Origin of the sequence: uncultured Parabacteroides sp. (genome assembly GCF_902493135.1) — a bacterium.
In the GTDB taxonomy this organism is placed as follows: Bacteria; Bacteroidota; Bacteroidia; order Bacteroidales; family Tannerellaceae; genus Parabacteroides.
This window is the reverse complement of sequence record NZ_CABUOD010000003.1, coordinates 44,228-69,774: the sequence shown is the minus strand read 5'-3', so window position 1 is coordinate 69,774 and position 25,547 is coordinate 44,228. Positions and strand designations below refer to the sequence as shown.

The following is a 25,547-nucleotide window of genomic DNA, read 5'->3' as shown; positions in this document are numbered from 1 at the left end:
AAACATTTATTTTGATGAATTTTGATAGGTGTGCCTTTAGCTTTGAGATGCTGTTTCCTGATATTCCGTCGGCGACATTCCATAGACAGCCTTGAAGCTGCGGGCAAAATACGAACGGCTGCTGAACCCGATGTGCTGGGCTATTTCGGAGACGTTCATGTCCGATTCCTTTAGAAGTTTCGCCCCGGCCTCCAGGCGGATATTTTTGATCAGTTCGATAGGAGAGAGTCCGGTTACCGTCTTTACTTTCCTGTAAAAGTTAGTCCGGCTCATTCCCAATGCCTCATAAATGACCGATACGTCGAGTTCGGGATTCGATATATTGGCTTTTACGATCTCGATATACCGGGCGAGGAAATCGTCGTGCTCTTTCGGCTCTTCCACTCCGAGCTGTTTGAGGGAAAGCGTTTCTCCGTACATCGTCTTCATTTTCTCGCGCAGGGAAAGGATGTTCCGGATGCGGGCTTTGAGCAAAGATATCTGGAACGGTTTGACGATATAGTCGTCTGCACCGGCATCCAGGCCTTCTTCTATCTGCGATATCATCGACTTGGCGGTAAGCAGGATAACCGGTATATGGCAGTAGTTTTGGTTTTCCTTGATGCGTTTGCAAAGTTCGAGCCCGTTCATTTCGGGCATCATGACGTCGCTAATGACGATATGAGGATATGACTCTTCGATCATCGCCAATGCCTCTTTGCCATTGAATGCCTTGACCACTATATAATCGAGGCTGAGCTGTTGTTCCAGATATTGAAGCACTTCCTGGTTGTCATCGGCCAGCAAGACCGTCTGCTTGTTTCTGTTTTCGGTCTCTTCGACCAGCAAGTCGAACTTTTTGCTGATTTCGGCAGACTTGGTCAGGACGGGAGATTCGTCCTGACCTTCTTCCTGTTTTTCGGTGTCGGGAAGAAGGAACATGAAGCGGGTGCCTTCCGCTTCCGAGCTTTCGGTCCAGATGCAACCGTTATGCTGTAAAATGATGGAGCGTGTCAGGCTGAGTCCGATACCTGTACCGGAAATCTGCCGGTGTATATCTTCTTGCGAACGGTAGAATGGTTCGAAAATCTTTTCCGCTTCCTGCTCGTTAAACCCTTTTCCGGTGTCGATTACCTCGATAAAGAGGTATTTAGCTTCTACCAGGATGGAACTGTATTGAGCCGGGAAAAGGGGAAGCAGTTCGCATTCCGCCTGCGTGACTGTGCTGACACGGATGGTTACCTGTCCTTCCGAAGGAGTGAATTTGAAGGCATTGGAGAGCAGGTTGAAGAATATCTTTTCGATCTCCGCCTCGTCGAAACAGACCTGATATGTTTCTGGCAGCTCGTTGTCCAACGTGAAACGGATTTCCCGGTTGCTTGCCACGCTCTCGAAGGAGTGATACATCTCGCGGATAAAGGCGGAGAAGTTGAAACTGGTCTTTTGCAGGATCGTTTTACCGGCCTCGTATTTCTGTATATCCATCAGGTTGTTGACTAAGAGCAACATTCGTCCGGTGTTCTTTTTGATCAGCTGAAGCAGCTCCTTTATTTCGGGCGAGAACGAGACGTACTGCATCAGGTCGTTTAGCGGGTTGATGATGAGCGTCAGGGGAGTACGCAGTTCGTGGGAGAAATTGGTGAACATGCGCATCCGTTCCTCATGCAGTTCGTTGACCTTGTCCTGCTCCATCTGTTTGTAGCGAAGTTCCCGTTCCCGTTCATGCTTGTCGTGCTGGTGGCGGATGATTCTCACAATGGCGAATGTGATTATGCAGAAGTATAGGAAGTAAGCCCACCAAGTCTTGTAGAAGGGCGGATTGATCGTGATGCGTAGTGTCGCTTCTTCGGGATTCCACACGTTGTCGTTGTTAGAGGCCTTGATCTGGAATGTATAGGTGCCGGGAGCCAAGTTGCTGTAATAGGCTTCCCGCCGGTTGCCGACCGTATGCCACGTCGGGTCGGCTCCTTCCAGTTTGTAGGCATATTGGTTTCTTTCGGAATGGATAAAGTTTAACGCCGTGTACCTGAACGTGATGTTATTCTGGTTGGAAGCGAGCGTAATGTTTCCGTCCTCCATGCTTCCGGTCACGTCTTCTTCATTGTTTATGATCAGGGAAGTAATATATATGGGCGGAATGTTGGGATTCACTTTGATTGTGTCAGGAATAAAAGAAAGGATTCCTTTATCTCCAGGCAAATAGATGCATCCATCATCTGAAATACTATTACCAGAAAAACGTGTAAACTCCATTGTTGGAACATCTGTTATGCTTATTTCAGTGAATGTATCAGTGGAACGATTTAGCCTATATAAAGCTTTTCCGGTTGTTACCCAAATATTTTGATATTTATCGATCGTAAGCGAATTGATATAACTGTCCGACAGTCCATCTTCTTTTTGATAATGTTTGGTTAACTTTAGATTTCTATCCAGTCGATATAAGCCATTTTTGTTGGTTGCAATCCAAACATAACCTTTATTGTCCTGTGTGATGGCCGTAATATTTCCTAATTTCTCGAATTGTGTATTTACTTGTAGTTCAGGGAAAAGGTTGCGGGCTGTTTGTCTTTTTGCATCATACAAGTAGAGACTGTCGGACAATGTGCCGAGCAAAAATAGATCAGGTTCGAGTTCGTGAATCACGGTAACCCCTTTGAATGGACGGGAAACGCCGTTGGTTATGAATCGGTTGGTTTGAATTTCTTTGTCGACCATGACCAAGTGTTGGTTGCTGTTTGTCGGTATCCAGAGCCTTTTGCTTTTGTCGATATATAAAGAGACAATATCATTGTGCTGGAAGTCATATAGTTTTTTATACTGTTTGTTCCGGATAGAAAACAGATAGACAGATCCGAAATGAGTAGAGCACAAGATCGAGTCTCCTTGTATCAGGATCGATTTGATGATATTGATCTCGTAATTCCCTTCGTGAAGAGGTTTGATGGGATAAAGCTGCTGCTGTCCGTTTTCCGGATTATAGTAAAATAATCCTGCACCTTCTGTGGCAAACCACATGTTTCCGTCTTTGTCTTGCTGTCCTTTGCTGATAATGCCGGTGTATTGATGAGGCTTGATATAGGAAATCGGCTTGTAAAAAGGATTATAGTAATTAATTCCAGCCGAATAGGTCCCGATCCAGAGAGTCTGGTTCCTGTCTATTAGCATGCTGTGGATAGAAAAATGACTTAGTCCCCCTTTCCCGGCAATATTCGTATTTACAGGGATGATGGTACGATTTTTTTTATTCAGAATATGTAGTCCTCGAAATGTCCCGATCAGGATGGAACTGTCATTATATGGGACGAATGTCCGTATCCAGTTATTGTTGAGACTGGTATTGCCCTTATGTAACCAAGAAAAGGTCTGTTTTTCTTTATTGTAGAGACAAATCCCCGTCTCGTCCATCCCAAGCCATATATCCCTGTTTTTGTCCGGTAATATGGTTACTATGGCATCGTCGATGGGTACGTGTTGTTTTAGTTTCCAGTTCTCGGAATAGATGTACAAGCCGTTGCTCTCTGTCCCGATATAGATGTCCTTGTCCGGAGCCTGTGTAACGGAATAGGTCGGTGAAGGGATTGCCGTGTCGGGAAAGACCGTTTCGACCGTCTGGTTCATACTGCATTTGAATACGGATCGGTTGCAGAAAGCATAGACATTCCCGTCTGTATGTTTCAATAGGCGGTTGATGATGTTGGTGGTGCATGCCTTGTCGATGCTTTTGGGGTAGAAGCGGGTTATCTTTTTGGTTTTATAATCGATGCAGTTGATCCCGTTCGAAGTCGCGATCCAGATATTTTTCCGGTCGTCTTCGGCAAATCCCCGGATGTAGTTGTCTGTTAATGTTGCATTATTGTTGACTTCGTTTTGATAGACGACAAATTCGTAGCCGTCGTAGCGGTTCGCACCGTTGCGTGTCCCGAACCAGATGTAACCGTCCGAATCCTGGAAAATATCAAGAACGGAAACTTGCGACAGGCCGTCTTCTTCTCCCAGGTGGGAGAAGAAGAAATTTATGCTATATACAGGGGGTGTATATAGCATAACCATATATATAATAAGTGCGGTATAGAATCTTTTTATCATCCGTAGTTTCATGGTTTATGAGCAAAGACACATGGCTGTGCGTCTCTTATTCTGCAAAGATAGTGATTTGGAGACGATCTTGAACAGGATTGAGATGATTTTACACGGTGAAACAAGTTGATTATCCTATTTTTGTAACTTAATCAATTAAAACATCATGAATAAACGAGTATTGAGTTTAACCTTATTGTTGGCCTGTTTCAGTTTGGTGATGCAGGCGGAAGGCCGGATTGTCCAGTCGTTTAATTCCGGTTGGGTATTTAAGAAAGCGCCGGCAGGCAAGGAACTGGCCGTTAATGCGCCGAAATGGGAGAGTGGATGGACCGAGGTCGAGATTCCCCATACGTGGAACGCGAAAGATATGCAGGTACAGTTTGATAACTTCTATGAAGGACCTGCTTACTACAAGAAACACTATTTCTTTCCCGCTGAACTGAAAGACAAACGCGTCTTCCTCCGCTTTGAAGGCGTGGGGGCCGTTGCGGAAGTGTATGTGAACGGTTCGCTTGTGACAACTCACAAAGGAGCCTATTCCGCTTTTTCATGCGAGATCGGCACGGTGCTGAAACCGGGAGCGGACAACGAGATCATAGTGAAAGCCGACAATGCGTCACGTCCGGATGTGATTCCTATCAACCATGTGCTTTTCGGCGTTTATGGCGGGATGTACCGCCCGGTTTGGTTGATCGTGACGGATCCTTATAATATATGTGTGACCGATTGCGCTTCTTCCGGTGTCTACATCACCCAGAAAAATGTTTCCAAAAAGCAAGCGGATGTAAAAGTAAAAGTAAAGCTGGATAATGGAACGTTGCAACCCGTCCCGCTTACTTTGCAGAACACGATTTATAACCAGGAAGGGAAGCAAGTAGCGACCCAGAGCCGATCGTTCGACCTGACGGCACAAGGCGTACAGTCGTTCGAAGCCGATTTCAAGATCAAGAATCCTATCCTGTGGCAGGGACGGAAGAATCCTTATTTATATAAAGTGGTAAGCCGCTTGATCCAGAACGGAAAAGTAATCGACGAAGTTGTGGAACCGTTGGGGTTGCGTAGATACGAGATTGTAGCCGGAAAAGGCTTCTACCTGAATGGCGAGAAATATCCGATGTACGGCGTTACCCGCCATCAGGACTGGTGGGGGCTGGGCAGTGCGTTGAAGAATGAAAACCATGACTTCGACTTGGCTACTATTATGGATATCGGTGCGACAACCGTCCGTTTTGCCCACTATCAGCAGTCGGACTACCTGTATTCGCGTTGCGACAGTTTAGGGTTGATCATCTGGGCGGAGATTCCTTTTGTGAACCGTGTGTCCGGGCAGGAAGCCGAGAACGCCCGCAACCAACTCCGCGAACTGATTCGCCAGAGCTTCAATCACCCGTCCATCTATGTTTGGGGGCTGCATAACGAAGTCTACCATCCGCACGAATATACAAAGGAATTGACCAAATCTCTGCATGACCTGGCGAAGACGGAAGATCCCGACCGTTACACCGTTTCGGTAAACGGCTACGGACATATGGAACATCCGGTCAATCTGAATGCCGATATCCAGGGGATGAACCGCTATTTCGGTTGGTATGAAAAGAAATTGCAGGATATCGAACCGTGGGTGGAAGGCTTGGAAAAGGACTACCCGGACCAAAAATTGATGCTGACGGAGTATGGAGCTGACGCTAACATAGTCCACCAGACCGAATACCTGGACAATTCGCTTAACTGGACGAAACCCTTCTATCCGGAAACTTTCCAGACGAAGACGCATGAATACCAGTGGAGCGTGATCGCCAAGCATCCGTATATCGTCGCTTCTTATTTGTGGAACACTTTCGATTTCGCCACTCCGCTGGCAAACCGCGGCGACCTTCCCGCCCGTAATATGAAGGGTATGGTGACTTTCGACCGCAAGACGAAGAAAGACTCTTATTTTTGGTACAAGGCGAACTGGAGTGAAGACCCCGTCCTCTACCTGACGCAGCGCCGGAATGTGGACCGCGAAAAGAAAGTCACTTCTATAACCGTCTATTCCAATATCGGGGAACCGAAAGTTTTTCTGAACGGCCAAGAACTTTCCGGCATCCGTAAAGGTTATACAGACGTACATTATATTATAGATAATGTGACCTTGGCAGATGGAAAGAACATTGTGAAGACCGTCGCCCATAAAGACGGCAAGACGTATGAAGACACCATCGAATGGATGTACACCGGAGAGAAAAAACGGGAAGCGGATTCCTTTTCCATCAAAGGCGTACATGCCGGGTTTGAATAAAAGGACAACATACTAATTAAATATACCTGGCCTTGGCTGTAAAAGTTACTGAAGCCTGCCTGATTCCGTTTGAGGAAACCAGGCGGCTTTAGTACTTTTTATTTATATACCGGTTTGTCTGACAGGGAAACGGATTGCCGGCCGTTGCCCTTTAATTCGAAAAGGACGACTTCGTTTTTTCCTTGTTTCAGTGCGGTGGCCGGAACTTCTATGGATTGCGTGGCATTCTCTTCCCAATAAGAACCCATATATTCGCCGTTTACCCAGAGTTCTCCCATTCCCCAGCCTTTTATGCTGATGTGGCAGTCTTTGGGCATGTCGATTTCGAATGTTCCTTTATGGAAACAGGGGGAGTCGTTTTCTTTTTTGTCTCCGAACGTGAGTTCGTTTACAGAAGTTTCGCGGACGAGAAGCGGGACCATTTTCCAGTTCTCGATGGCAGCATCGTTGAGCGAGATGGCACCGAACAGGCCTTTGGAGTTGTCCAGTATTTCAGGGCCATACGTAATGCGTCCGATATTTTCGGCATAGATTTGTAATTGGTATGTGCCCGGAGCGACATTCAACACCAGGCTTTTATGGCTATCTGTCAGGCAGCCTTGTAATTTCCCGTTCAGGTAAACGGTGGCGTAATCCCTGACATTTTCCACTTCCAGCTCCGAATTCTCTTCTTCCACCTTGACTTCTGTCTCATAGAGGGCGTATCCGAAATCGATATTCATATCGTTCATCCTCATAAGCTCCGGTGCTTCGAAAACTTCGCCATATGTTTGTTCCAACGGGGCGAATGCCGTCATTCCTATTTCCTGGCTGAAAGCAGGAACAACGGAAAGGAGGAACAGACAGGCTGATAATAAAGAACGTTTCATAAGATTCTGTTATTTGAAAAGACCGGCGGAATCGGAATACCGGAAAGCTTATTCTGCCTTTGGAATTTCCGATTCCGCCGACCGGTTATTTAATGAGAAAAGAGTTAATAAAGGATTCGTCAACCTGTATTTGCGGATTGAACTTATCGCTTTTTACATAAGAGTCGATGCTTTTCAGCAATTGGCGGGTCGCCGGACGTTTGTCGATATTCTTTTTCGTATCGACTGCCAGTACCAGCAGTTGCCCGTTCTTTACTTTTGCTTCGAAGCCGATGCCTAATTTCTCGTTGTTGTCGTAGCTGTCGATTACCTGGATGAAGGGGCGCAGTTCCTGGGGCGCGTTAGCCATTTCGATCACTTTCGCGTTTTCGAGGATGTCCCACCATTGCCAGTCGGTATGGTTGTCGGTGATAAAATCGGCAAATACCGGTTGGGTGTTGTGGATCAGGCAGCCGATGGTCATAGGTGGCCATTTGAACATGATCGGATTCCAGAAATGGTTGTGGAAAGTAGACTTGCGTCCTTTTACGCGGTTGGGCATCGGGCATAATACGACCTTTTTGCCTTGTTCCAGATATTGCTTTGCCTTATCGTCATATACGGTTGTGTAGAGGACGTCGCCGGTCGATCGCATAAGTTCCTGCTGATGCGGATATACCCAGATGTCCCAGTCATTGCTTAACTTGTCGTTGATGGTGAAATGGACTTTCAGACGTTGAGGTCCGGTGACCTTGCTGAAGTCGAAACCGAATTCGCCGACGGGGAAGACGCCGTAGTTCTGGATCGTCTGTGTTTTCAGCTTGCCTGAAGCGAGTGTACGGCCGGACATGTCTGTCACGAACCATTTCAGTTTGGCATTCTTGAGGACTGCGGGGCCAAAGTTATAGACTTCGGCTTTTGCCTGGAATGGCTCGTCGACATAGAAAGCTCTTTTCTCGAAGCGCAACAACGGCACGGTGGGGGAACAGGATTCCCTGAACTTTTCCGGTGTCACGAGCCCTTTGGAATTCCAGAATGGGTCCAGAATTCCGACCGGGGCATATCCCTGTCCGGTAAAGTCGTTGATGGATAACAGTTGGAATCCGCCTGCCAGGTCGGTGCGGAGCTGTGCTTCGATCACATCCTTATATTCGATGACGGTCAGTGCCCCGGAGGCTTTGAAGAAGTCGTCCGCCTGGTCCAGCATGTGGTTCTTGTCCAGCAGTTCCCGGAACACTTCGAAGTTGCGGGCGCGTACCGGACCGGTATAATATTCAATTTCTTTGTAATTCGGATATACGCAACGTTGGCCGGATTCGTGGGAGATGACCGGAACGTCGATGCCTAATTCCTTGTTTTTATCCCAGTCGGTGTATGGACGGCCTTCGTAGATTGCCATGTGTCCCTTGTTTGTCTGATGGGTGATATAGAACTGGTCGGAATTGACTCTTTTGCGGGCTGTCGAACCGCTGAAGAGATGGCGGCTGTCCAGTTCGCGGCCGGTGTGCGTCAGCTCTTCGATGAAATCGAAGTTGCCGGTTATCTCGTTGCCGTTGCAATAAAGGACAAAGGAAGGGTGGTTGCCGTATTCTTTTAAGATCGCCTTTTGTTCGCGACGGAAGAAATCATAACGTTTTTCATCGGGTTCGGCATCTTTTCCCCACATCGGCAGTTCTACTTCCAGGTAGACTCCCAATTTGTCGGCCGCACGGAAAGCGGCTGCCGGAGGGCACCAGGAATGGAAGCGCATGTGGTTCATCCCATATTCTTTCAGGATATTCAGAATACGTTCCCAAGATGCGTCGTCGACGGGAGCGTAACCCGTTTGGGGGAATACGGCGTTTTCCACTGTTCCACGCAGATGGACCGGATGTCCGTTTATCAGGATATGGTCTTTGCTGGCCGTCACTTCGCGCATTCCGAAGGTCGCTTCTTTGGCATATTCGAAGTTCTGGCCGGCGGCGGTCGTCTTCAGCTTACATTCCATTTTGTAGAGGTTCGGTTGGAATTCGTCCCATAGTGTTATCTTTTTGCCTAACCGGATCGTCTGCTCGATGACTTCGACGGTATCGTTTCCGCTAACGGGTACATCGGTCGCCTGGTCATAATCCGTACCGGTGATGTGGAAGGAAAGGGTGCCGTCGAAGGGTTTTCGGGTACAGTTGTTGATCTGCATCTTTACCTTTACGCTGTTGTCCGCGATGTTCGGGTAGATTTGCATATCGTCGATATAGACCGGATCGACGGCAACCAATTTGATTTCTCCCAAGACACCGTTCCAGTTGATCTGTGTAAATTCGGAATGGGCATGGTCCCATTTATGCGTATCGTATTGGTAACGGTTGTCGATACAGAAAGTGATCTGTTCGGTCTTTCCCGGTTTCACGAATTCGGTCAGTTCATGATTGTGCGGGACGCTGACATAATCGATCTTGCTGATCTCCTGTTTACCTACATAAACGGAACTGAGCCAGTGCGTACGCTCGAAATACAGGAAGATGCGTTTGCCTTTCCATTCTTTCGGAATGGCGATTTCGCGCTGGTACCAGGCCGGCCCCATGTATTCGTACAGGCGTGTCAGGCGGTCGAGATGCCGGTACGGAGATTTGTAACCGATCTGATAGTCGTCGGTAATGCCGGGAAGGGTGATGGTTTCTTGCAAGCGATGCATGTAGCGGACATCGAGTGAACCGCGTCTGAAATCCATAAAATCCGTTTGGAACCCCCATTCTCCGGAAAGGTCGATTTCCTGCGTTTGCCCTTTGGAGGTGATGCAGGCGAACAACATACAGATGATGCATGCCATTCGTTGGTAATTTGAAATGTTTCTCATATCTTTTTTTATTGAATTAGATTATCCGTCCGGTTGTCTCTGATAGTCAGGCTAAAAGTAGGGAAGAGCGCGGATCAAGGTTGGTAAAATAATCTCATATATTAGTACAGGAATCTCATTTTGCCTGTTTTTTCTGGTATTCCGTGGGAGAGATTCCATAGGTGGCCTTGAAACTGCGGGCAAAATAGGAACTGCTGCTGAAACCTGTATGTTCGGCAATCTCGGATATATTCAGGTTCGACTCTTTGAGCAGCTTTGCACCGGCTTCGAGCCGGATGTTCTTGATCAGTTCATTTGGAGAGAGCCCTGTCACGGCTTTTACTTTCCGGTAGAAATTGGCCCGGCTCATGCCCAATGCTTCGTATATGACGGATATGTCCAGTTCCTGGTCTGATATATGGGCCTTTACGATATCGATGTATTGTGTCAGGAAGCCGTTCTCTTCTTCCGGTTCTTCCAGTCCCAATTGTTTCAAGGAAAAGGTGCCTCCGTATATTGTTTTCATTTTATCTCGCATTGACAGGATATTTTTGATGCGGGCTCGCAATAGGGATACCTGGAACGGCTTGACGATGTAGTCATCCGCACCTGTTTCCAGTCCTTCTTCTATCTGCGTGACCATTGATTTGGCTGTCAGCAGGATAACCGGTATATGGCATAGGTCCTGGTTTTCCTTGATGTACTTGCATAGTTCCAATCCGTTCATTTCCGGCATCATGATATCGCTGATCACAATATTCGGGTTGGTCTCTGCGATCTGTCTCAATGCTTCCTTGCCATTGGATGCTTTGGCTATTACATATTCGTTGTTAAGCTGTCGTTCCAGATATTGAAGGATTTCCTGGTTGTCGTCGACTAAGAGGAGAACCGGTTTGTTTTTGGTTTCCGTTTCTTCCAGCAATAGGTTTGCCTTTTTAAGGGTGGCGGAAGGGTGGAGGGCTACGGCTTCTTCCATGCCGGGAAGGAGGAGCATGAAAGTTGTTCCTTCCTGTTCCGAACTTTTGGCCCAGATGTAACCATTGTGTTGCAAGACTATGGAGCGTGTGAGGCTCAGCCCGATTCCCGTACCGGCAATTTGTTGGTGTATATCTTCTTGCGAGCGGTAGAATGGTTCGAATATCTTTTCAGCCTTTTCCTTGTCGAATCCTTTTCCGGTATCTTTGACTTCTATGTATAAATAGCCGGTTTCGGTTAAAGAAGAACTTTGTTGTACAGGAAATAGAGGCAACTCTTTGCATTCCTGTCGGGAAAGTGCACGCGCTAAAATTGAAATTTCTCCTTCCGAAGGCGTGAACTTGAAGGCGTTGGAAAGCAGGTTGAAAAATACTTTTTCTATTTCGGTCTGGTCGAAAAATACATAATAGGGTTGCGGCAGCTTGTCTATAAGCGTGAACTTGATATTCCGGTTACCGGCAATGCTTTCGAAAGAATGATATATTTCTTTGATAAAAGGAACAAAATCGAAACGGTCTTTCTGCAGGTCGGATTTCCCGGCTTCGTATTTCTGGATATCCATCAGGTTGTTTACCAATAAAAGCATTCGTTTGGTGTTCTTTTTAATCAGTTGCAATGCGTCTTTTACTTCCGGAGAGAAGGAGACGCGTTCCAACAGGTCATTCAACGGGTTGATGATCAAAGTTAAAGGCGTACGCAATTCGTGGGAGAAGTTGGTAAACATCTGAATCCGCTCCCGGTGGAGTTCGTTTGTCTTTTCCTGTTCTCTCTGGCGATAGCGGATTTCCCGTTCTTTCTCGCGCTTCCGTTGCGCGTAGCGGAATACCGTAATGGCGGCATAAACGCTCAGGGCTATGTATATCAGGTAAGCCCACCAGGTTTTATAGAAAGGGGGCGTGATCGTGATCTGTAGACAGGCCTTTTGCGGGTTCCATTGATGATCATTGTTGGAGGCCATGACCTCGAATGTGTATGTACCGGGCTGGAGGTTGCTGTAATAGGCTTCGCGCCGGCCGCCCACGTAATGCCAGTCCCTGTCTGCTCCTGCCAGCCTGTAGGCGTACTGGTTCATGGTCGGATGAATCAGGTTGAGTCCGGTATATCCGATCGTCAGGTTATTGTGCTTGTAATCGAGTTCCAGTCCGTTTCCGGAATCTGATGACGATAGCATTTCCTGTGTGTTGGCCTGGACGGAAGTAATATAGACAGGAGGTTTATAGGGATTGATTCTTTTTTGTTCGAGAGACAGTGTCAGGACTCCTTTGTTACCGGGAAAATAGAGTTGCCCGTTATGGAAGGCTGTACCGGCAAATTTGGTGAACTCCATCACATAGGGTTGCTCGACCGGTATGAAAAGGTCTTTCGCAGGCTCTAACTTATAGATATCTTGTGTGGTCGTTACCCATACATTTCCATTTTCGTCTTCTATCAGTTGGGCGATATAGCTGTCGGAGATGCCGTCTTCCTTTTTATAATGTTTTATGACGTTCAGGGAATGGTCGAGGCGGAATAAACCGTTTTTAGTCGTGGATATCCAGATTTGGTTGTTTCTGTCCTGAAGAATTCCGGTGATCTCGCCTGATTGCGTTTTGGAGTTCCTGTGAGACAGTTTGTAAGTCAGGTTTTCCCGTCTCGCCTTTTGCATATCATAGAGATAAAGGCTGTCCAAGCTGGTCCCGATCAGGAACACATCAGGCGATATCTCATTCATGACGGACACATGCTTGAAAAGTTGCGGCCCGTTTTGCGTCGGGAATAAATTGAGGCATCGGCCTTTGTCGGCCAGCACGAGTGCCTTATTGCTGTTGGCCGGAATCCATAGCCTGTTCTTGCTGTCGATGAACAGCGAATTGATATCGTTAAAAGTAAAATCATATAGAAGGGCAAATCGTTTCCGGACCGTATCGAAAGTATATACGGTTCCATAATGGGTGGAACAGTATAGGATATCTCCGTCTATTTTAATGGATTTGATGATATTATCATTTCCTTTGCCGTGTGACTTTTGTATTGGATATAAAGCCTGTTCCCGGGTGTCCGGGTTATAGAAGAACAGTCCGGCTCCTTCTGTGGCAAACCACAGATTTCCGTTTTTATCCACTTCTCCTTTCCCGATGATCAGGTTGGGAAAGTCCTTGGGAGAGATCATGGTTACATCATTCTGGAAGGGACTGTAATAATAAGCCCCGTTCGTATAAGTCCCGATCCATAAAGTCTGGTTCCTGTCGACCAGAAGACTGTGGATGGAGGAGATCTCGGATTCATTATTCGCATTGGTACGAATCGGGAACGGTTTTATCTTCATTGTGGTCAAGTCCATGATGTTTAATCCGTCGAATGTGCCGATTAATAGCGTGCTGTCGTTTAAATAAACGAATTTCCGGACGGCCGGGCTGGACAGGTTCGAATTGGCATTGTCGAAATGGGTGATTTGCCGTGTCCGGGAATTGTATAGATAGATCCCGTGGGCATACGTCCCCATCCATACCAGGCCGTCAGGACCGGCCAGTATCGTGTTGATAATGTCCTGCTGCGTATGGCCTTTTGCCAGTTGTGGAAGTTTGACCTGGCTGACGAATCTCCAGTCGGAAGTATAGATGAACATTCCGTGCTGGGTGGTTCCGATATAAATGGTTCCGTCTTCGGATTGTGAAACGGCATTTATTTCTCCTTGTATCTCTTTTAATGTGTTGAGGGGGCTTAGTGTGTTGTCGCTTCGGCAGACATACACTTTGTTGCCGGAAAAGGTGTATATCGACGAATCGTTCCTGTGAAGCAGAAAACAGCGTATTTCCTGGTTGGGGGAGGCTTCGTTGGGGTAATGGCGGAAGACTTTCTTATCGGCATACCGGATCGAGTTGAGGCCGTTGGTCGTTCCGATCCATATATTCTTTGCTTTATCTTCGGTGATTGCCAGGATATGGCTGTCGCTGAGTGTTGTCGAATCGCTTACTTCGTTTCGATACACCTTGAACTCGTATCCGTTATATTGATTGATCCCATTTCTCGTTCCCAACCATAAATAACCATCCGAATCTTGGAAAATATCCAGGACCGAGAGCTGGGAAAGCCCGTCTTCTATCCCTAAATGATTGAAATAGTCATATTTGAGATTTTCCCCTTGTATTATATATATGACATTGGATAATAGGAGGGAAAGGTATAGGAAATATCGTCTCATTGCTGTTCATGCCGATTTTTATTCAAAATCAATGTCGACGGCATTTTTTGAAGTGCTTCTTTACGGTGTTCGGATACGTCGTTCCAAGTGTCGTAGCTGATCAGCATAAAATTATAACCGTTGAACAATCCCGGCGTCAGGTCTTTGTCCGCCAATATCTTTGCTTGCGGGACAGAAGCTGTAAATTCATCGATCGCTTCGATGATCTTGTCGTATCCGGGAGTCGTCGTGCTTGCTTTATTGACGATGCCGACAGAGCCGTGGGTCGTCTTCAGCAATGTCCTTGTATAGTCAAGCAGGAAGAGGTCTTCTTCGGAGCTGATGATGACCAATGCATTGGAGGCCTTTACGAAATTGCGGTTGATGAACACGCCGACATCGCAATTGCTGCGGGCGATAAACATCTTGGTCTTGTCTTTCAGCAAGGCTCCGGGATAAAACCAGGATTCGGGGGCTTTGAAGCGTTTGAAATAACGGTTATAGAAAGAAGTGCGGTAGCGGGTAGCCTCGATATCGTCCGGCGAGTTGCTCATGGAGATACCGGAACCGACCAGCAGGAAGTCGAATCCTTCGTTGTTGACAATGTCGCAAATATCCTGCCCGGCGTTGTTCGACACCTCGTAGCGCGTATGGATGTGCATGCCTAATTTTTTGGCTCCATACAAGATAGGGCCGAAGCTCACCTCCTCGAAATTGTCCGTATGCAACGGATTGACATCGGAACCGACAGTCAGGTGAAGCGCCGTCAGGTCCAGTTTGTTCTTTCCACGGGCAAACATCTGGTGGGCGACATCGAGCATGATCTGACCGTTTCCGGCACGTCCGAACGAAAGAAGCACCTTGAATGTCCCGTCGGTCGGCTCCGAATAGACCAGATGTTCCTTGATCTTTTCGCGGGTCTTGAAGCATAATTTAATGAAAGAAACCAGCGGTATCGTCATAAAGGTCGTGACCAATGTCATCAAAACCAACATCACGAAAATGGAAGGCGGCAATATCTTCATCTCATAGCCGATCGTCAGCACGACCAGCTCCATCAAACCGCGCGTATTCATCAAGGCCCCGATGTAGAGGCTGTCTTTCCAGCTTTCCCCGACAAATCGGGCGGAGAACATGGCTCCTCCGAACTTTCCGATGATGGCTACGGCTATAAAGATACCGCACATGGCCCAAAGTTCCGGTGTGTTCAACAGGCCGATCTCCGTGCGCAGTCCGGTCGATACGAAGAAGAGCGGCAGGAAGAGCGCCAATGACACGTCTTCCACCTTTTCTGTCATGATCTTGCGGAATTTGATATTTCCCGGCATGACCACGCCTGCAATAAAGGCGCCGAAAAGCGCGTGCAACCCCAATATCTCGGTAAAATAGGAGGATACGATCAGCAACAGGAACATCAAGGCTACCAGCGCTTTGTCGATTACCTCTTTATTATGGTATATGTGCCCGATCATCCGCAAAAAAGGACGAACGGCAAAAAACATGAAGAGGATATACAGGATAGAGAATAATATGTTGTAAACGGCGCTCAGCATACTGCCTGCCTGGGCGATGGCTATCACGACGGCCAGCAGGCACCAGGCCGTAATGTCTCCATTGGCGGCGCTTGCCAGCGAAATGGTTCCCAAATGCGTTTTGGTCAACCCTTTTTCCTGGATAATACGGGCCAGGACAGGAAAGGCCGTGATGCTCATGGCAATCCCGATGAACAGGGCGAACGAGAGGAACGGCGTCCCTTTATGGGCGTAGGATTCATAGACATAATAGGCTGTCAGCATACCGAAGAAAAACGGAACGATCGTGCTGGTATGGCTGATCAGGATAGTCTCTTTCAACTTTTTGCGGACTTCGCCGATGTCCAGTTCCATACCGATGGCGAACATGAAAAGGATCAGGCCGAATTGGCTCAATATGGTAATGTTGCCTAATGATTCGGGGGGAAAAAGAAATGCGGATGCTTCCGGCAGGAGATGGCCGAGCACAGACGGGCCGAGTACGATCCCGGCTACGATTTCACCGATGACGGTGGGTTGGCCGATCTTTTGGAACATCCAGCCGAACAGGCGGCAGACGATTAATATCGTAATGATTTGCAAAAGGAGGATTCCGATTGAAGATTGGATATGATGAGTGACCGAATCCCAGAACACAAAAAATCCTTCCCCCATATTCTGAGGGGCGTTTTGCATCGACTGGATAGCCGTATCGACTTGACGACTTTCTCCTTCTTTGACTATGAAATACATGAGTGAGCCAAAGACCAGGATCATCATCAAATAAAAGGCTATGCTTTTTGTTCCCTTACTCATCTGTTATCTTTAAACGGTTTCTTGCAAAAATAAGAAAAGGAATTAAATATAACTCCTTGTGCGGTGAGAATTTTTATTGGCGATTTTGTTTTTTTGTCAAAATGCCCGATTTTCATTGATATGCCTTTTTTCTACCCTTATTGTAATATAGTAAAAAAAGCCATTGGTCCGAATCGAAACTACTACCGCATCTAATTCGATTTTCTACCCCATATAGCCTCAATTAGTAGCAAGGGTAATATTTTTTAACAAACAGCTGATTTTGTTATGGCGTTAAAAATCAATTATTTATTGTGAATGTTGATTTCAAGGGGGGATATTGTCAGATTTTTACAGGATTTTGATGTGGTTGTATTGGTAAATGAAACTTTGAAGATGGAAAGTTTATATCTGTTGAAAATAGGAAAGTATCCGGACTTTTTGTATATATGTTAGTTTTTTCTTCTATCTTTGTGCGAAACCAATCTCAATAAATCATGGAGTCGCTAAATCTAATAAAGAATGACCCTTGGCTGGCCCCCTATAAGGAGGCAATAGAAGGACGGTACCAATACGTGGTAAACAAAGAGAAGAGCCTGACCGGTAACGGCAAACAGACGTTGTCGGAAATGGCCTCCGGGTATCTTTACTTCGGATTGCACAAGACAAAGAGTGGATGGGTATTTCGTGAGTGGGCACCCAATGCTACCGCTATGTACCTGATCGGAACTTTCAACGGATGGAAGAAAGACGGCCGGTATAAGTTACGACGGTTGGGCAATGGCATTTGGGAGATCGCGCTTCCGGAAGATTTGCTGCATCATGAAGACCTGTTCAAACTTCTGGTCGAGTGGGAAGGAGGCAGCGGAGAACGCATTCCTGCATGGACACGGCGTGTCGTTCAGGATGAAAATACCAAAATTTTCAGTGCGCAAGTATGGAATCCGGAGAAACCGTATGTATTCAAGCGTAAACGGTTCAAGCCCGATGTCTCTCCTTTGCTGATTTATGAATGCCATATCGGTATGGCTTCGAATGAAGAGAAAGTCGGCAGTTACGACGAATTCCGCCGTATGGTGCTACCCCGTATTGCAAAGGAAGGGTATAACGCCATTCAGATCATGGCTATCCAGGAACATCCTTATTATGGCTCGTTCGGTTATCATGTCAGCAGCTTTTTTGCCGCATCTTCCCGTTTCGGTACGCCGGAAGAACTGAAACAGTTGATAGACGAGGCTCATGGCATGGGGATCGCCGTGATTATGGATATCGTCCATAGCCACGCTGTCAAGAACGAAGTAGAAGGCCTCGGACGTTTCGACGGGTCTTACACGCAATATTTCCTGGGCGGTACCCGTCGCGAGCATCCGGCATGGGATTCCCTCTGTTTCGATTATGGAAAGAATGAAGTGCTTCATTTCCTGTTGTCGAACTGCAAGTTCTGGCTGGACGAGTATAAATTCGACGGTTTCCGTTTCGATGGCGTGACCTCGATGCTTTATTACAGTCACGGGCTGGGCGAGGCATTTTGCAATTACGGCGATTATTTTAACGGTCATCAGGATGGTGATGCCATTGCCTACCTGACATTGGCGAATAAGCTTATCCACGAAGTCAATAAGAATGCGATTACGATTGCCGAAGAAGTAAGTGGAATGCCCGGCTTGGCTGCCAAATATGAAGATGGCGGTTATGGCTTCGACTACCGCATGGCAATGAATATCCCCGATTACTGGATCAAGACGATCAAGGAAAAGAAAGACGAAGACTGGCATCCTTCTTCCATCTGGTGGGAGACGACGAACCGCCGTGCCGATGAAAAGACAATCAGCTATGCGGAAAGCCATGACCAGGCGTTGGTGGGTGACAAGACGATCATCTTCCGTCTGATCGATGCCGACATGTATTGGCATATGCAGAAAGACGATCACAATTTTATGGTGGAACGCGGTGTGGCGTTGCATAAAATGATCCGCCTCGTTACGGCATCCACGATCAACGGTGGTTATCTGAACTTTATGGGGAATGAATTCGGCCATCCGGAATGGATCGATTTTCCGCGCGAAGGAAATGGCTGGTCGCATAAGTATGCACGCCGCCAATGGGATTTGGTCGATAATATGGATTTGAAATATCATTTCTTGGGCGATTTCGACCGCGAAATGTTGGAGTTGATCCGTAGCGTGAAGAATTTCCAGTCCACTCCGATACAGAAAGTCTGGGATAACGATGGGGATCAGATTCTGGCTTATAGGCGGAAAGACTTGGTGTTCGTTTTCAATTTCAGTCCGACGAAATCGTTTACCGATTACGGTTTCCTTGTGCCTAAGGGTGAATATGAAGTGGTGCTGAATACCGATGCCACCCGTTTCGGAGGTTTCGGGCTCGCGGATGATTCCATCCGCCATTTCACACAATTTGATCCATTGTATAAAAAAGAGAAAAAAGAATGGCTCAAATTATATCTTCCGGCACGCAGTGCTGTTGTATTGAGGAAAGGAAAAGAAAATTAAGAAATAAGGTTCTTGGCTCTTAATTTTTAAATTTTAAATTTTTAATTCAGAAAAGTCATGTTATATCCAATGACATTTAAGCCTATCCTCAAGAAGATTATCTGGGGGGGGGCTGACATCTGCCCGTTTAAGGGCATCGCTCCGGTGCAGGAAGGTATCGGCGAAAGTTGGGAACTTTCACATGTTGAGGGTAATTATTCCGTTGTAGATAATGGTGCACTCGCGGGTAAAACGCTGGATGAACTGATCCGTACATATGGCAAGCAACTGTTGGGGGAAAAGGTGATCGAACAATTCGGTTCCACATTCCCATTGTTGATCAAGTTTATCGATGCACGTGATGATTTGTCTATCCAGGTTCATCCGGATGACGAACTGGCTAAGAAACGCCATGATTCCTTCGGCAAGACAGAAATGTGGTATGTGATCAATGCAACCAAAGGCGCCGGTTTGTATTCCGGTTTTTCAAAGCAGATCGATGCGGATGAATATGTGAAACGTGTCGAGGACAATACGATCATGGACGTGTTGCAGCGTTACGAGGTCAATCCGGGGGATGTTTTCTTCCTGCCCGCGGGCCGTGTACACGCGATTGGGGCCGGTTGTTTCATCGCTGAAATCCAGCAGACGAGCAATATCACCTATCGTATATATGATTACGACCGTAAGGGACCGGACGGCAAAGGGCGCGAATTGCATACCGAACTGGCAAAGGATGCGATCGACTATACCTTGTACCCGGACTACCGCACCCATTACAAAGCGCATACGAATGCGACCGTAGAACTTGCCGCCTGCAAGTATTTTACGACTAATTTGTTGGATATCGATACGATCATGGTCCGTGATTTTTCCTATTTGGATTCTTTTGTCGTTTACATCTGCATGGAAGGCAAAGCTTCTATCCGTGACAATAAAGGCAATGAAATTTATATTCACCAGGGACAAACGGTCCTGATCCCGGCTGATACGGACGTCGTGACAATTTCACCGGTTCCGGGCGCCAAGTTTATGGAGACGTATATTGGATAAAAACCCATAGGGTTAAAGGGCGTAACCCTATGGGTTAGGAGGTGTAAAGCATAGGGTTATGGAATAGATAGAATGCCGCAGGCTTTTCCGGATGATCCGGAGGCCTGCGGCATTTGTTTTTTATTCGATTGTCAGCTCTAATTGCTGCAACGCTTTGTCGTCGGATGAACCGCCGTAAAGTATCTGGTACTTTCCGGGACGGACTTCCATCGTTTGCGTATTGTCGTTAAAAGAGTGGAAGGCTTCGGGAGCCAGTTCTATGTTGGCTTCCTGGCTTTCGCCGGCTTTTACGTGGACACGCAAGAATGCCTTCAACGCCTTGATCGGCCCTGCCGGATCGTTCGGGTTTTTAATATAGACTTGTGCGACTTCATCGCCATCCGTTTTACCGGTGTTGGCAATGTCGAATGTCAGTGTGACGGATTGGTCTTTGGCGATCTTGCCGGAAGACAGCTTTGCATTCCGATAGGCAAAGTCCGTGTAGCTCAAGCCGTATCCGAACGGATAAAGCGGCGTTTCGGTCATATAGCGATAGGTACGGCCTTTCATGCTATAATCTTCGAAGTCCGGCAACTGGTCGATCGACTTGTAGAATGTGACCGGCAGGCGGCCTGACGGGTTGTAGTCGCCAAACAGGATGTCGGCAACCGCTGTCCCGGCTTCCTGCCCGCCATACCAGGCGTTCAGGATGGCGTCGATGTTGGCGTCTTCCCAGTTCAAAGCCAGGGCGCTACCCGTACAAAGCACGTAAACGATGGGTTTACCCGTCGCTTTCAGCGCTTTTACCATTTCTTGCTGCACTTTCGGTATTTCGATATTGGTTCGGTCTCCTTTTTTGAAGCCTTCCACGTTGACCGGCATTTCTTCGCCTTCCAGGCGGGGAGAAATACCTCCGACATAGACGATCACATCCGCATCTTTGACTTTGGCGGCCGTGGCGGCATAATCGACAGGTCGCCGCGTACCGATCTGGAAATTGAGGTCGGCGCTTCCCGCGCGTTGCATATATTCGATCTTGACAGGGTATTTCTTTCCTTTTTCCGCATTCAGCGTGTAGGTCTTTTCCGCTCCGTATTCGTTTTCCCATACTTCGGCGACTTTTTCATCTCCGATAAAGAGACGGAAGGCGTCGTTTCCCGACAACTTGATCTCGACCTGTTCCGTCTCAGGCGCTTCAAACTCGCCGGTAAAACGTGCCGTGAAATTCGTCAGGTTTACGTTCGGTGCGAACTGCGTGTTTCCACCTGTCGTATAATGCAGCTGGCTTGCCAAACCTTTGTAAGCGGCTTCCCCCTTGAATTCCGTATTGTTGAAGAATTCGGAGGCGAATCCCTGTCCGGCTGGAGAGGTGATGTGGTTGCCCAAGTCCTGGATAACGAAGTCGGCGGCATGATTGCATCCTAATTCGTAGATTACTTCAGTATCGGGCACTTTGTTGCGGATCCCTTCCAGTATCGTTACGGTATGCGTCGGGAAACCGTTGTAGTTGGCCCAGAGCATGGTCGAGTCGGCGGCATTCGGACCGACAACTGCAATTTTCCGGATTGTTTTGCTCAGCGGCAACGTGTTGTTCTTGTTCTTCAGTAATACCATGCTCTTATGTGCCATTTCGAGCGCTTGTGCCACATGTTCGGGGCTTTCCACCACGCTGTACGGGATTTGGGCGTATGGAACCCGTTCGTCCGGATCGAACATGCCCAGTTCGAAGCGACCTTTCAGCAGGCGGCGGAGGGAAACATCCAGATCGTTTTCGGATATCTTCCCGTCCTTCAGGGCTTTGATCAAAGCCCGGTAGCTGTTGCCGCATTCCAGGTCCGTTCCGCTCAGGACGGCATCGGCCGAAGCGCTTTCCGCATCGGGATGGGTTTCGTGGCGGGGCGTACGTTCGTCCCGTTGCCAGAAGTCGTTGATCGCACCGCAGTCGGAAAGGATGATGTTTTCATATCCCCAACTGTTCCGAAGGATGTCGATGAGCAGTTTGTCACTGCTGCAACAGGGCTTGCCTTGATAGCGGTTGTAGGCGCACATGACTTCCTGCACATTCCCTTCTTTTACCAGAGCCTCGAAAGCCGGCAGGTAGGTTTGCCATAAATCGCGGGGCGTCACCGTGACATCAAATTCGTGACGGTTCCATTCCGGCCCGCTATGGACGGCATAATGCTTGGCGCATGCATGTGTCTTGAAGTATTTCGGATCGTCTCCCTGCAAGCCTTTCACTACGGCAACGCCCATCCGTTCCGTCAGGTACGGGTCTTCTCCGTATGTCTCCATGCCGCGGCCCCAGCGGGGATCACGGAAGATGTTGATGTTCGGGGTCCAGAAGGTCAAGCCTTTGTAGCGGTCGTATTCTTTATCCCTTTGATACTGATGGTATTTGGCGCGAGCTTCGTCGCTCACCATCGTGAATGTCTCGTATAGGGCATCGTCATCGAAAGTTGCCGCCATCGCGATTGCCTGCGGGAAAACGGTCGCTTTTCCGGCGCGTGCGACACCGTGCAAGGCTTCGTTCCACCAATCGTATTCGGGAATACCGAGGCGTTCGATTGCCGGAGTCGTATTCATCATTTGTCCGACCTTCTCTTCGGCGGTCAGACGCTTCAAGAGGTCGTCTATGCGTTCGTCGATAGGGAGATCTGGGTTGCGAAACGGATACTCTTCTTGTCTTTGGCTACAAGAAACAGACAGCAATAATGTTAGTGCTGCTACCGTCAGATGTTTCATTCTCATGTTATTAAATTTTAGATATTGTATGATTTACGTTTTATCTTATTGTAAGATGTTTGTTATTAGCTATTTATTATGATAAATTATGTTGCAAAGCTAATGGTTTACTTGCATTACTTCAAGTAGAATTACTTAAAATAGGTTACTTCGTCCGTTATTTTTGCAAATGTCCTATTTTTGTAAGATCGAATAATAAAAAGAAAGAGAGATGAAGAAATTTTTAAGCATGCTTTTGATAGCGGCGGGACTTGTGTCTTGCGGAGATGATGATAAGCCGTCTGTTCCTGAGTTGAATAAACTGACGAACGTAACATGTACGAAAGACGGAAATGCTTTTTTTAGCGCGGATATTACTTACGACCAGGACAAACAAATCAATCGGATAGTATTGAATACGGAAGGAAATCAGTTTACCGATAATTATATTATAGTTGACAAGACGATTTCCGTAAGCGGCGTGAAAATGGTCGACGGCTCTATGACTAATCCGTTTGTTCATACGGTTTACACGTTGAGCGGAAATATGATTGCGACCAAGGAAGAAAAATCCGAAAACAAGTATATGAGTAATGTTGTCTATACGGCGGCAGAAAACAGGTACACGTATAATTCCAATTGGTTGAAATCGGTCTCACAGGTTATACAGTGGCCGAACGAGAACGGTTCGGGATATCAGAAGAGAGAAATGGGTGAAGTGGATCGCTATTCATGGGAAAACGGAAACGTGGTGCACTACGCTTTCCTGCCACAGAAAGAGATTACATATGAATATAATTCCCAATTGCGTCCGGAAAACTTCCCGTTCCGGGTTGTCAATTCATTTCAACCGGTCGGTTTTGATGTGATTTCACCGATCAACCTGTTGTATGGGAAGATGAATCGGGATCTGCCGACCCGCGCCTATTGGTATAATGTCTCCGAGGCAACGGATATCTGCGCCGAATATACATTCCGCTATACGTTGACCGGCGATTATATCACTGGCATGACGATTGAAGAAAAGATCAACCCCGTGAACGGCGCTACTGCGGAAAAGCACACGTATGAATATGCGTTTATCTATAATCTCGTGGTAGAGCAGAAGTAGAACGTCTACTTCAATAAATCGGGGCGTAACCGGGCAGTCCTTTCCTGGGCTTGTTGCAAGCGCCATTCTTCAATCTTGCGTTGGTGTCCGGACAAGAGGACTTCGGGTACTTTCCAACCGTTGTAATCGGCTGGCCGGGTATAGACCGGAGGAGCCAACAAATCATCCTGGAATGAGTCGGAGAGGGCGCTTTGTTCGTCGCCGATTGCTCCGGGGATGAGGCGTACGACAGCATCTGTAATGATGGCGGCAGCCAGTTCGCCTCCAGTCAGGACATAATCGCCAACGGATATTTCTTTTGTGATCAGGTGCTCGCGGATGCGGTAGTCGATCCCTTTGTAATGCCCGCAAAGGATGATCAGATTCTCCAGCATCGACATGTTGTTTGCCATCGGCTGGTTGAAGGTTTCCCCGTCCGGTGATGTGTAAATGACTTCATCATATTCCCTTTCGCTTTTCAAAGCCGAGATGGCCCGGTCGATAGGCTCGATCTGCATTACCATGCCGGCTTCACCTCCGAAAGGATAATCGTCCACGCGCCGCCATTTGTTGGTCGTGTAATCCCGCAGATTATGTAGATGTATTTCAGCCAGACCTTTGTCCTGTGCCCGTTTCACGATAGAGCAGTTCACCATTCCTTCGATCATTTCGGGAAGTACGGTCAGTATATCTATGCGCATCATATATTATTTCAGATTTAGGATACAAAGGTAGGAGATTTATGGTAGTCCGCAAAATATAAGGAGGTATAGCCATAATTTAGGCACGGATTACCGAGTGAATCCGTGCCTAAAAGATCGTGAGCACTTTCACTTAAATACAGTCATCGTCAGTCTTCTTTGCGATGAAGAAGGTATATCCGTAAAATTCTTTATACTTGCGATATAGAACTTCTTCTGAAGATTGAAGTGCGCTGAATTCTTCGGCGGTTTTATTTCCTGCATATTTACTAAGAAAGATCTTCCGGGCTGCAATCTTGGGAACAAAATAATGCTCCGTCCAGCAGGTCTCAGGCAGAACGAATGTGGCAACAGGCAGATATCCAGCCTTGTATATCTTGGCAACCTGGTTGGGAATCGTGTCTATTTCAGGATATGCATCTACCCAGTAATCGTTGATTTCCTTAGGACGTTCGTCTGTAAACCACGAGCTTTCAGAAACAGCGATATAACCTCCTTTTTTCAAATATTTACGCCATTCCTTCAAGCCCCGTTCAAAGCCGATATTATAAATGGCACCTTCCGACCAGATCAGATCAAATTCCTCTTCCTGAAAGGGAAGGTTATCCATTGATCCGACGATCCCTTTTACTCTGTCTTGCCAGCCCGACCGTTTCGCATTACGATTGAAGATCTCAATAAAGCCGGGAAAGAGGTCGACCCCGGTGATTTGTCCTGGTGCATGTCCGGCCAATACCATTGTTTGGCCGCCTGTCCCGCATCCGATGTCGGCGATAAGGGATGTATCGGTGAGATTATCTATAAAGCTCAATGCTTTCAGTGTCACTTCGGGACTTCCGGGTCCCTGCCGTTCCATATTGGAAAAAAAGTCACAGATTAAATTAAGTTCGAAATCGTGAATCGTTTTATTTTCGTTACTCATTGCCTTGATGAATATTGTGCATACGGAAAGCATAACAATGCTCTCTTTATTGTACACAGATTAAACTTGAATTATCATAATAAAAGAAACACTCTCAAAAGAATTTCCGAGAGCAAACGAAGGGACAATCCGTATCGGAAGAACA

Annotated in this window: 12 protein-coding genes; 4 read left to right on the top strand and 8 right to left on the bottom strand. The window is 47.2% G+C overall.

Going from position 1 to position 25,547, the window contains the following annotated elements; genetic code table 11:
* Nucleotides 1-36: 36 nt before the first annotated feature.
* On the bottom strand, nt 37-4,026 hold the full coding sequence (locus RDN79_RS02105; RefSeq protein ID WP_298546569.1) for a two-component regulator propeller domain-containing protein: 3,990 nt from the start codon (nt 4,024-4,026) through the stop codon (nt 37-39).
* 253 nt (nt 4,027-4,279) lie between these two features.
* On the opposite strand from RDN79_RS02105, the gene RDN79_RS02100 reads away from it, so the two are divergent.
* The gene (locus RDN79_RS02100) at nt 4,280-6,343 is read left to right on the top strand and encodes a glycoside hydrolase family 2 TIM barrel-domain containing protein (protein ID WP_298546784.1); all 2,064 of its coding nucleotides are present in this window, start codon (nt 4,280-4,282) and stop codon (nt 6,341-6,343) included.
* A 98-nt stretch (nt 6,344-6,441) separates the two neighbouring features.
* Here the strand turns inward: RDN79_RS02100 and RDN79_RS02095 are convergent, their stop codons facing one another.
* From RDN79_RS02095 to RDN79_RS02080, 4 genes are all read right to left on the bottom strand, one after another.
* Nucleotides 6,442-7,212: a hypothetical protein gene (locus tag RDN79_RS02095; protein ID WP_298546567.1), complete on the bottom strand. Its 771-nt coding sequence runs from the start codon at nt 7,210-7,212 to the stop codon at nt 6,442-6,444.
* A gap of 85 nt (nt 7,213-7,297) precedes the next feature.
* Nucleotides 7,298-9,997, bottom strand: coding sequence for a sugar-binding domain-containing protein (locus RDN79_RS02090; protein ID WP_298546782.1), 2,700 nt, complete (start codon nt 9,995-9,997; stop codon nt 7,298-7,300).
* Nucleotides 9,998-10,139: 142 nt separating this feature from the next.
* Nucleotides 10,140-14,159 (bottom strand): hybrid sensor histidine kinase/response regulator transcription factor, encoded by a 4,020-nt coding sequence (locus tag RDN79_RS02085; RefSeq protein ID WP_298546565.1) that lies wholly within the window; start codon nt 14,157-14,159, stop codon nt 10,140-10,142.
* Nucleotides 14,156-16,465 (bottom strand): cation:proton antiporter, encoded by a 2,310-nt coding sequence (locus tag RDN79_RS02080; RefSeq protein ID WP_298546563.1) that lies wholly within the window; start codon nt 16,463-16,465, stop codon nt 14,156-14,158. The genes RDN79_RS02085 and RDN79_RS02080 overlap by 4 nt, the downstream gene beginning before the upstream one ends.
* Nucleotides 16,466-16,941: 476 nt before the next feature.
* Between RDN79_RS02080 and RDN79_RS02075 the strand changes: the two genes are divergently transcribed.
* Both RDN79_RS02075 and RDN79_RS02070 read left to right on the top strand, forming a co-directional pair.
* Nucleotides 16,942-18,957: an alpha amylase C-terminal domain-containing protein gene (locus RDN79_RS02075; protein WP_298546561.1), complete on the top strand. Its 2,016-nt coding sequence runs from the start codon at nt 16,942-16,944 to the stop codon at nt 18,955-18,957.
* 57 nt (nt 18,958-19,014) lie between these two features.
* Nucleotides 19,015-19,989, top strand: a complete 975-nt coding sequence (locus RDN79_RS02070; protein ID WP_298546559.1) for a type I phosphomannose isomerase catalytic subunit — start codon at nt 19,015-19,017, stop codon at nt 19,987-19,989.
* Nucleotides 19,990-20,109: 120 nt separating this feature from the next.
* Here the strand turns inward: RDN79_RS02070 and xyl3A are convergent, their stop codons facing one another.
* On the bottom strand, nt 20,110-22,716 hold the full coding sequence (gene xyl3A / locus RDN79_RS02065; protein WP_298546557.1) for a xylan 1,4-beta-xylosidase: 2,607 nt from the start codon (nt 22,714-22,716) through the stop codon (nt 20,110-20,112).
* Between the two features lie 205 nt (nt 22,717-22,921).
* On the opposite strand from xyl3A, the gene RDN79_RS02060 reads away from it, so the two are divergent.
* Nucleotides 22,922-23,800, top strand: coding sequence for a DUF5032 domain-containing protein (locus RDN79_RS02060; protein WP_298546555.1), 879 nt, complete (start codon nt 22,922-22,924; stop codon nt 23,798-23,800).
* A gap of 5 nt (nt 23,801-23,805) precedes the next feature.
* Here the strand turns inward: RDN79_RS02060 and trmD are convergent, their stop codons facing one another.
* Complete coding sequence (gene trmD / locus RDN79_RS02055) at nt 23,806-24,480, bottom strand: tRNA (guanosine(37)-N1)-methyltransferase TrmD (RefSeq protein WP_298546780.1); 675 nt, start codon at nt 24,478-24,480, stop codon at nt 23,806-23,808.
* A gap of 133 nt (nt 24,481-24,613) precedes the next feature.
* Nucleotides 24,614-25,402 (bottom strand): class I SAM-dependent methyltransferase, encoded by a 789-nt coding sequence (locus tag RDN79_RS02050; RefSeq protein WP_298546553.1) that lies wholly within the window; start codon nt 25,400-25,402, stop codon nt 24,614-24,616.
* Nucleotides 25,403-25,547: the final 145 nt, after the last annotated feature.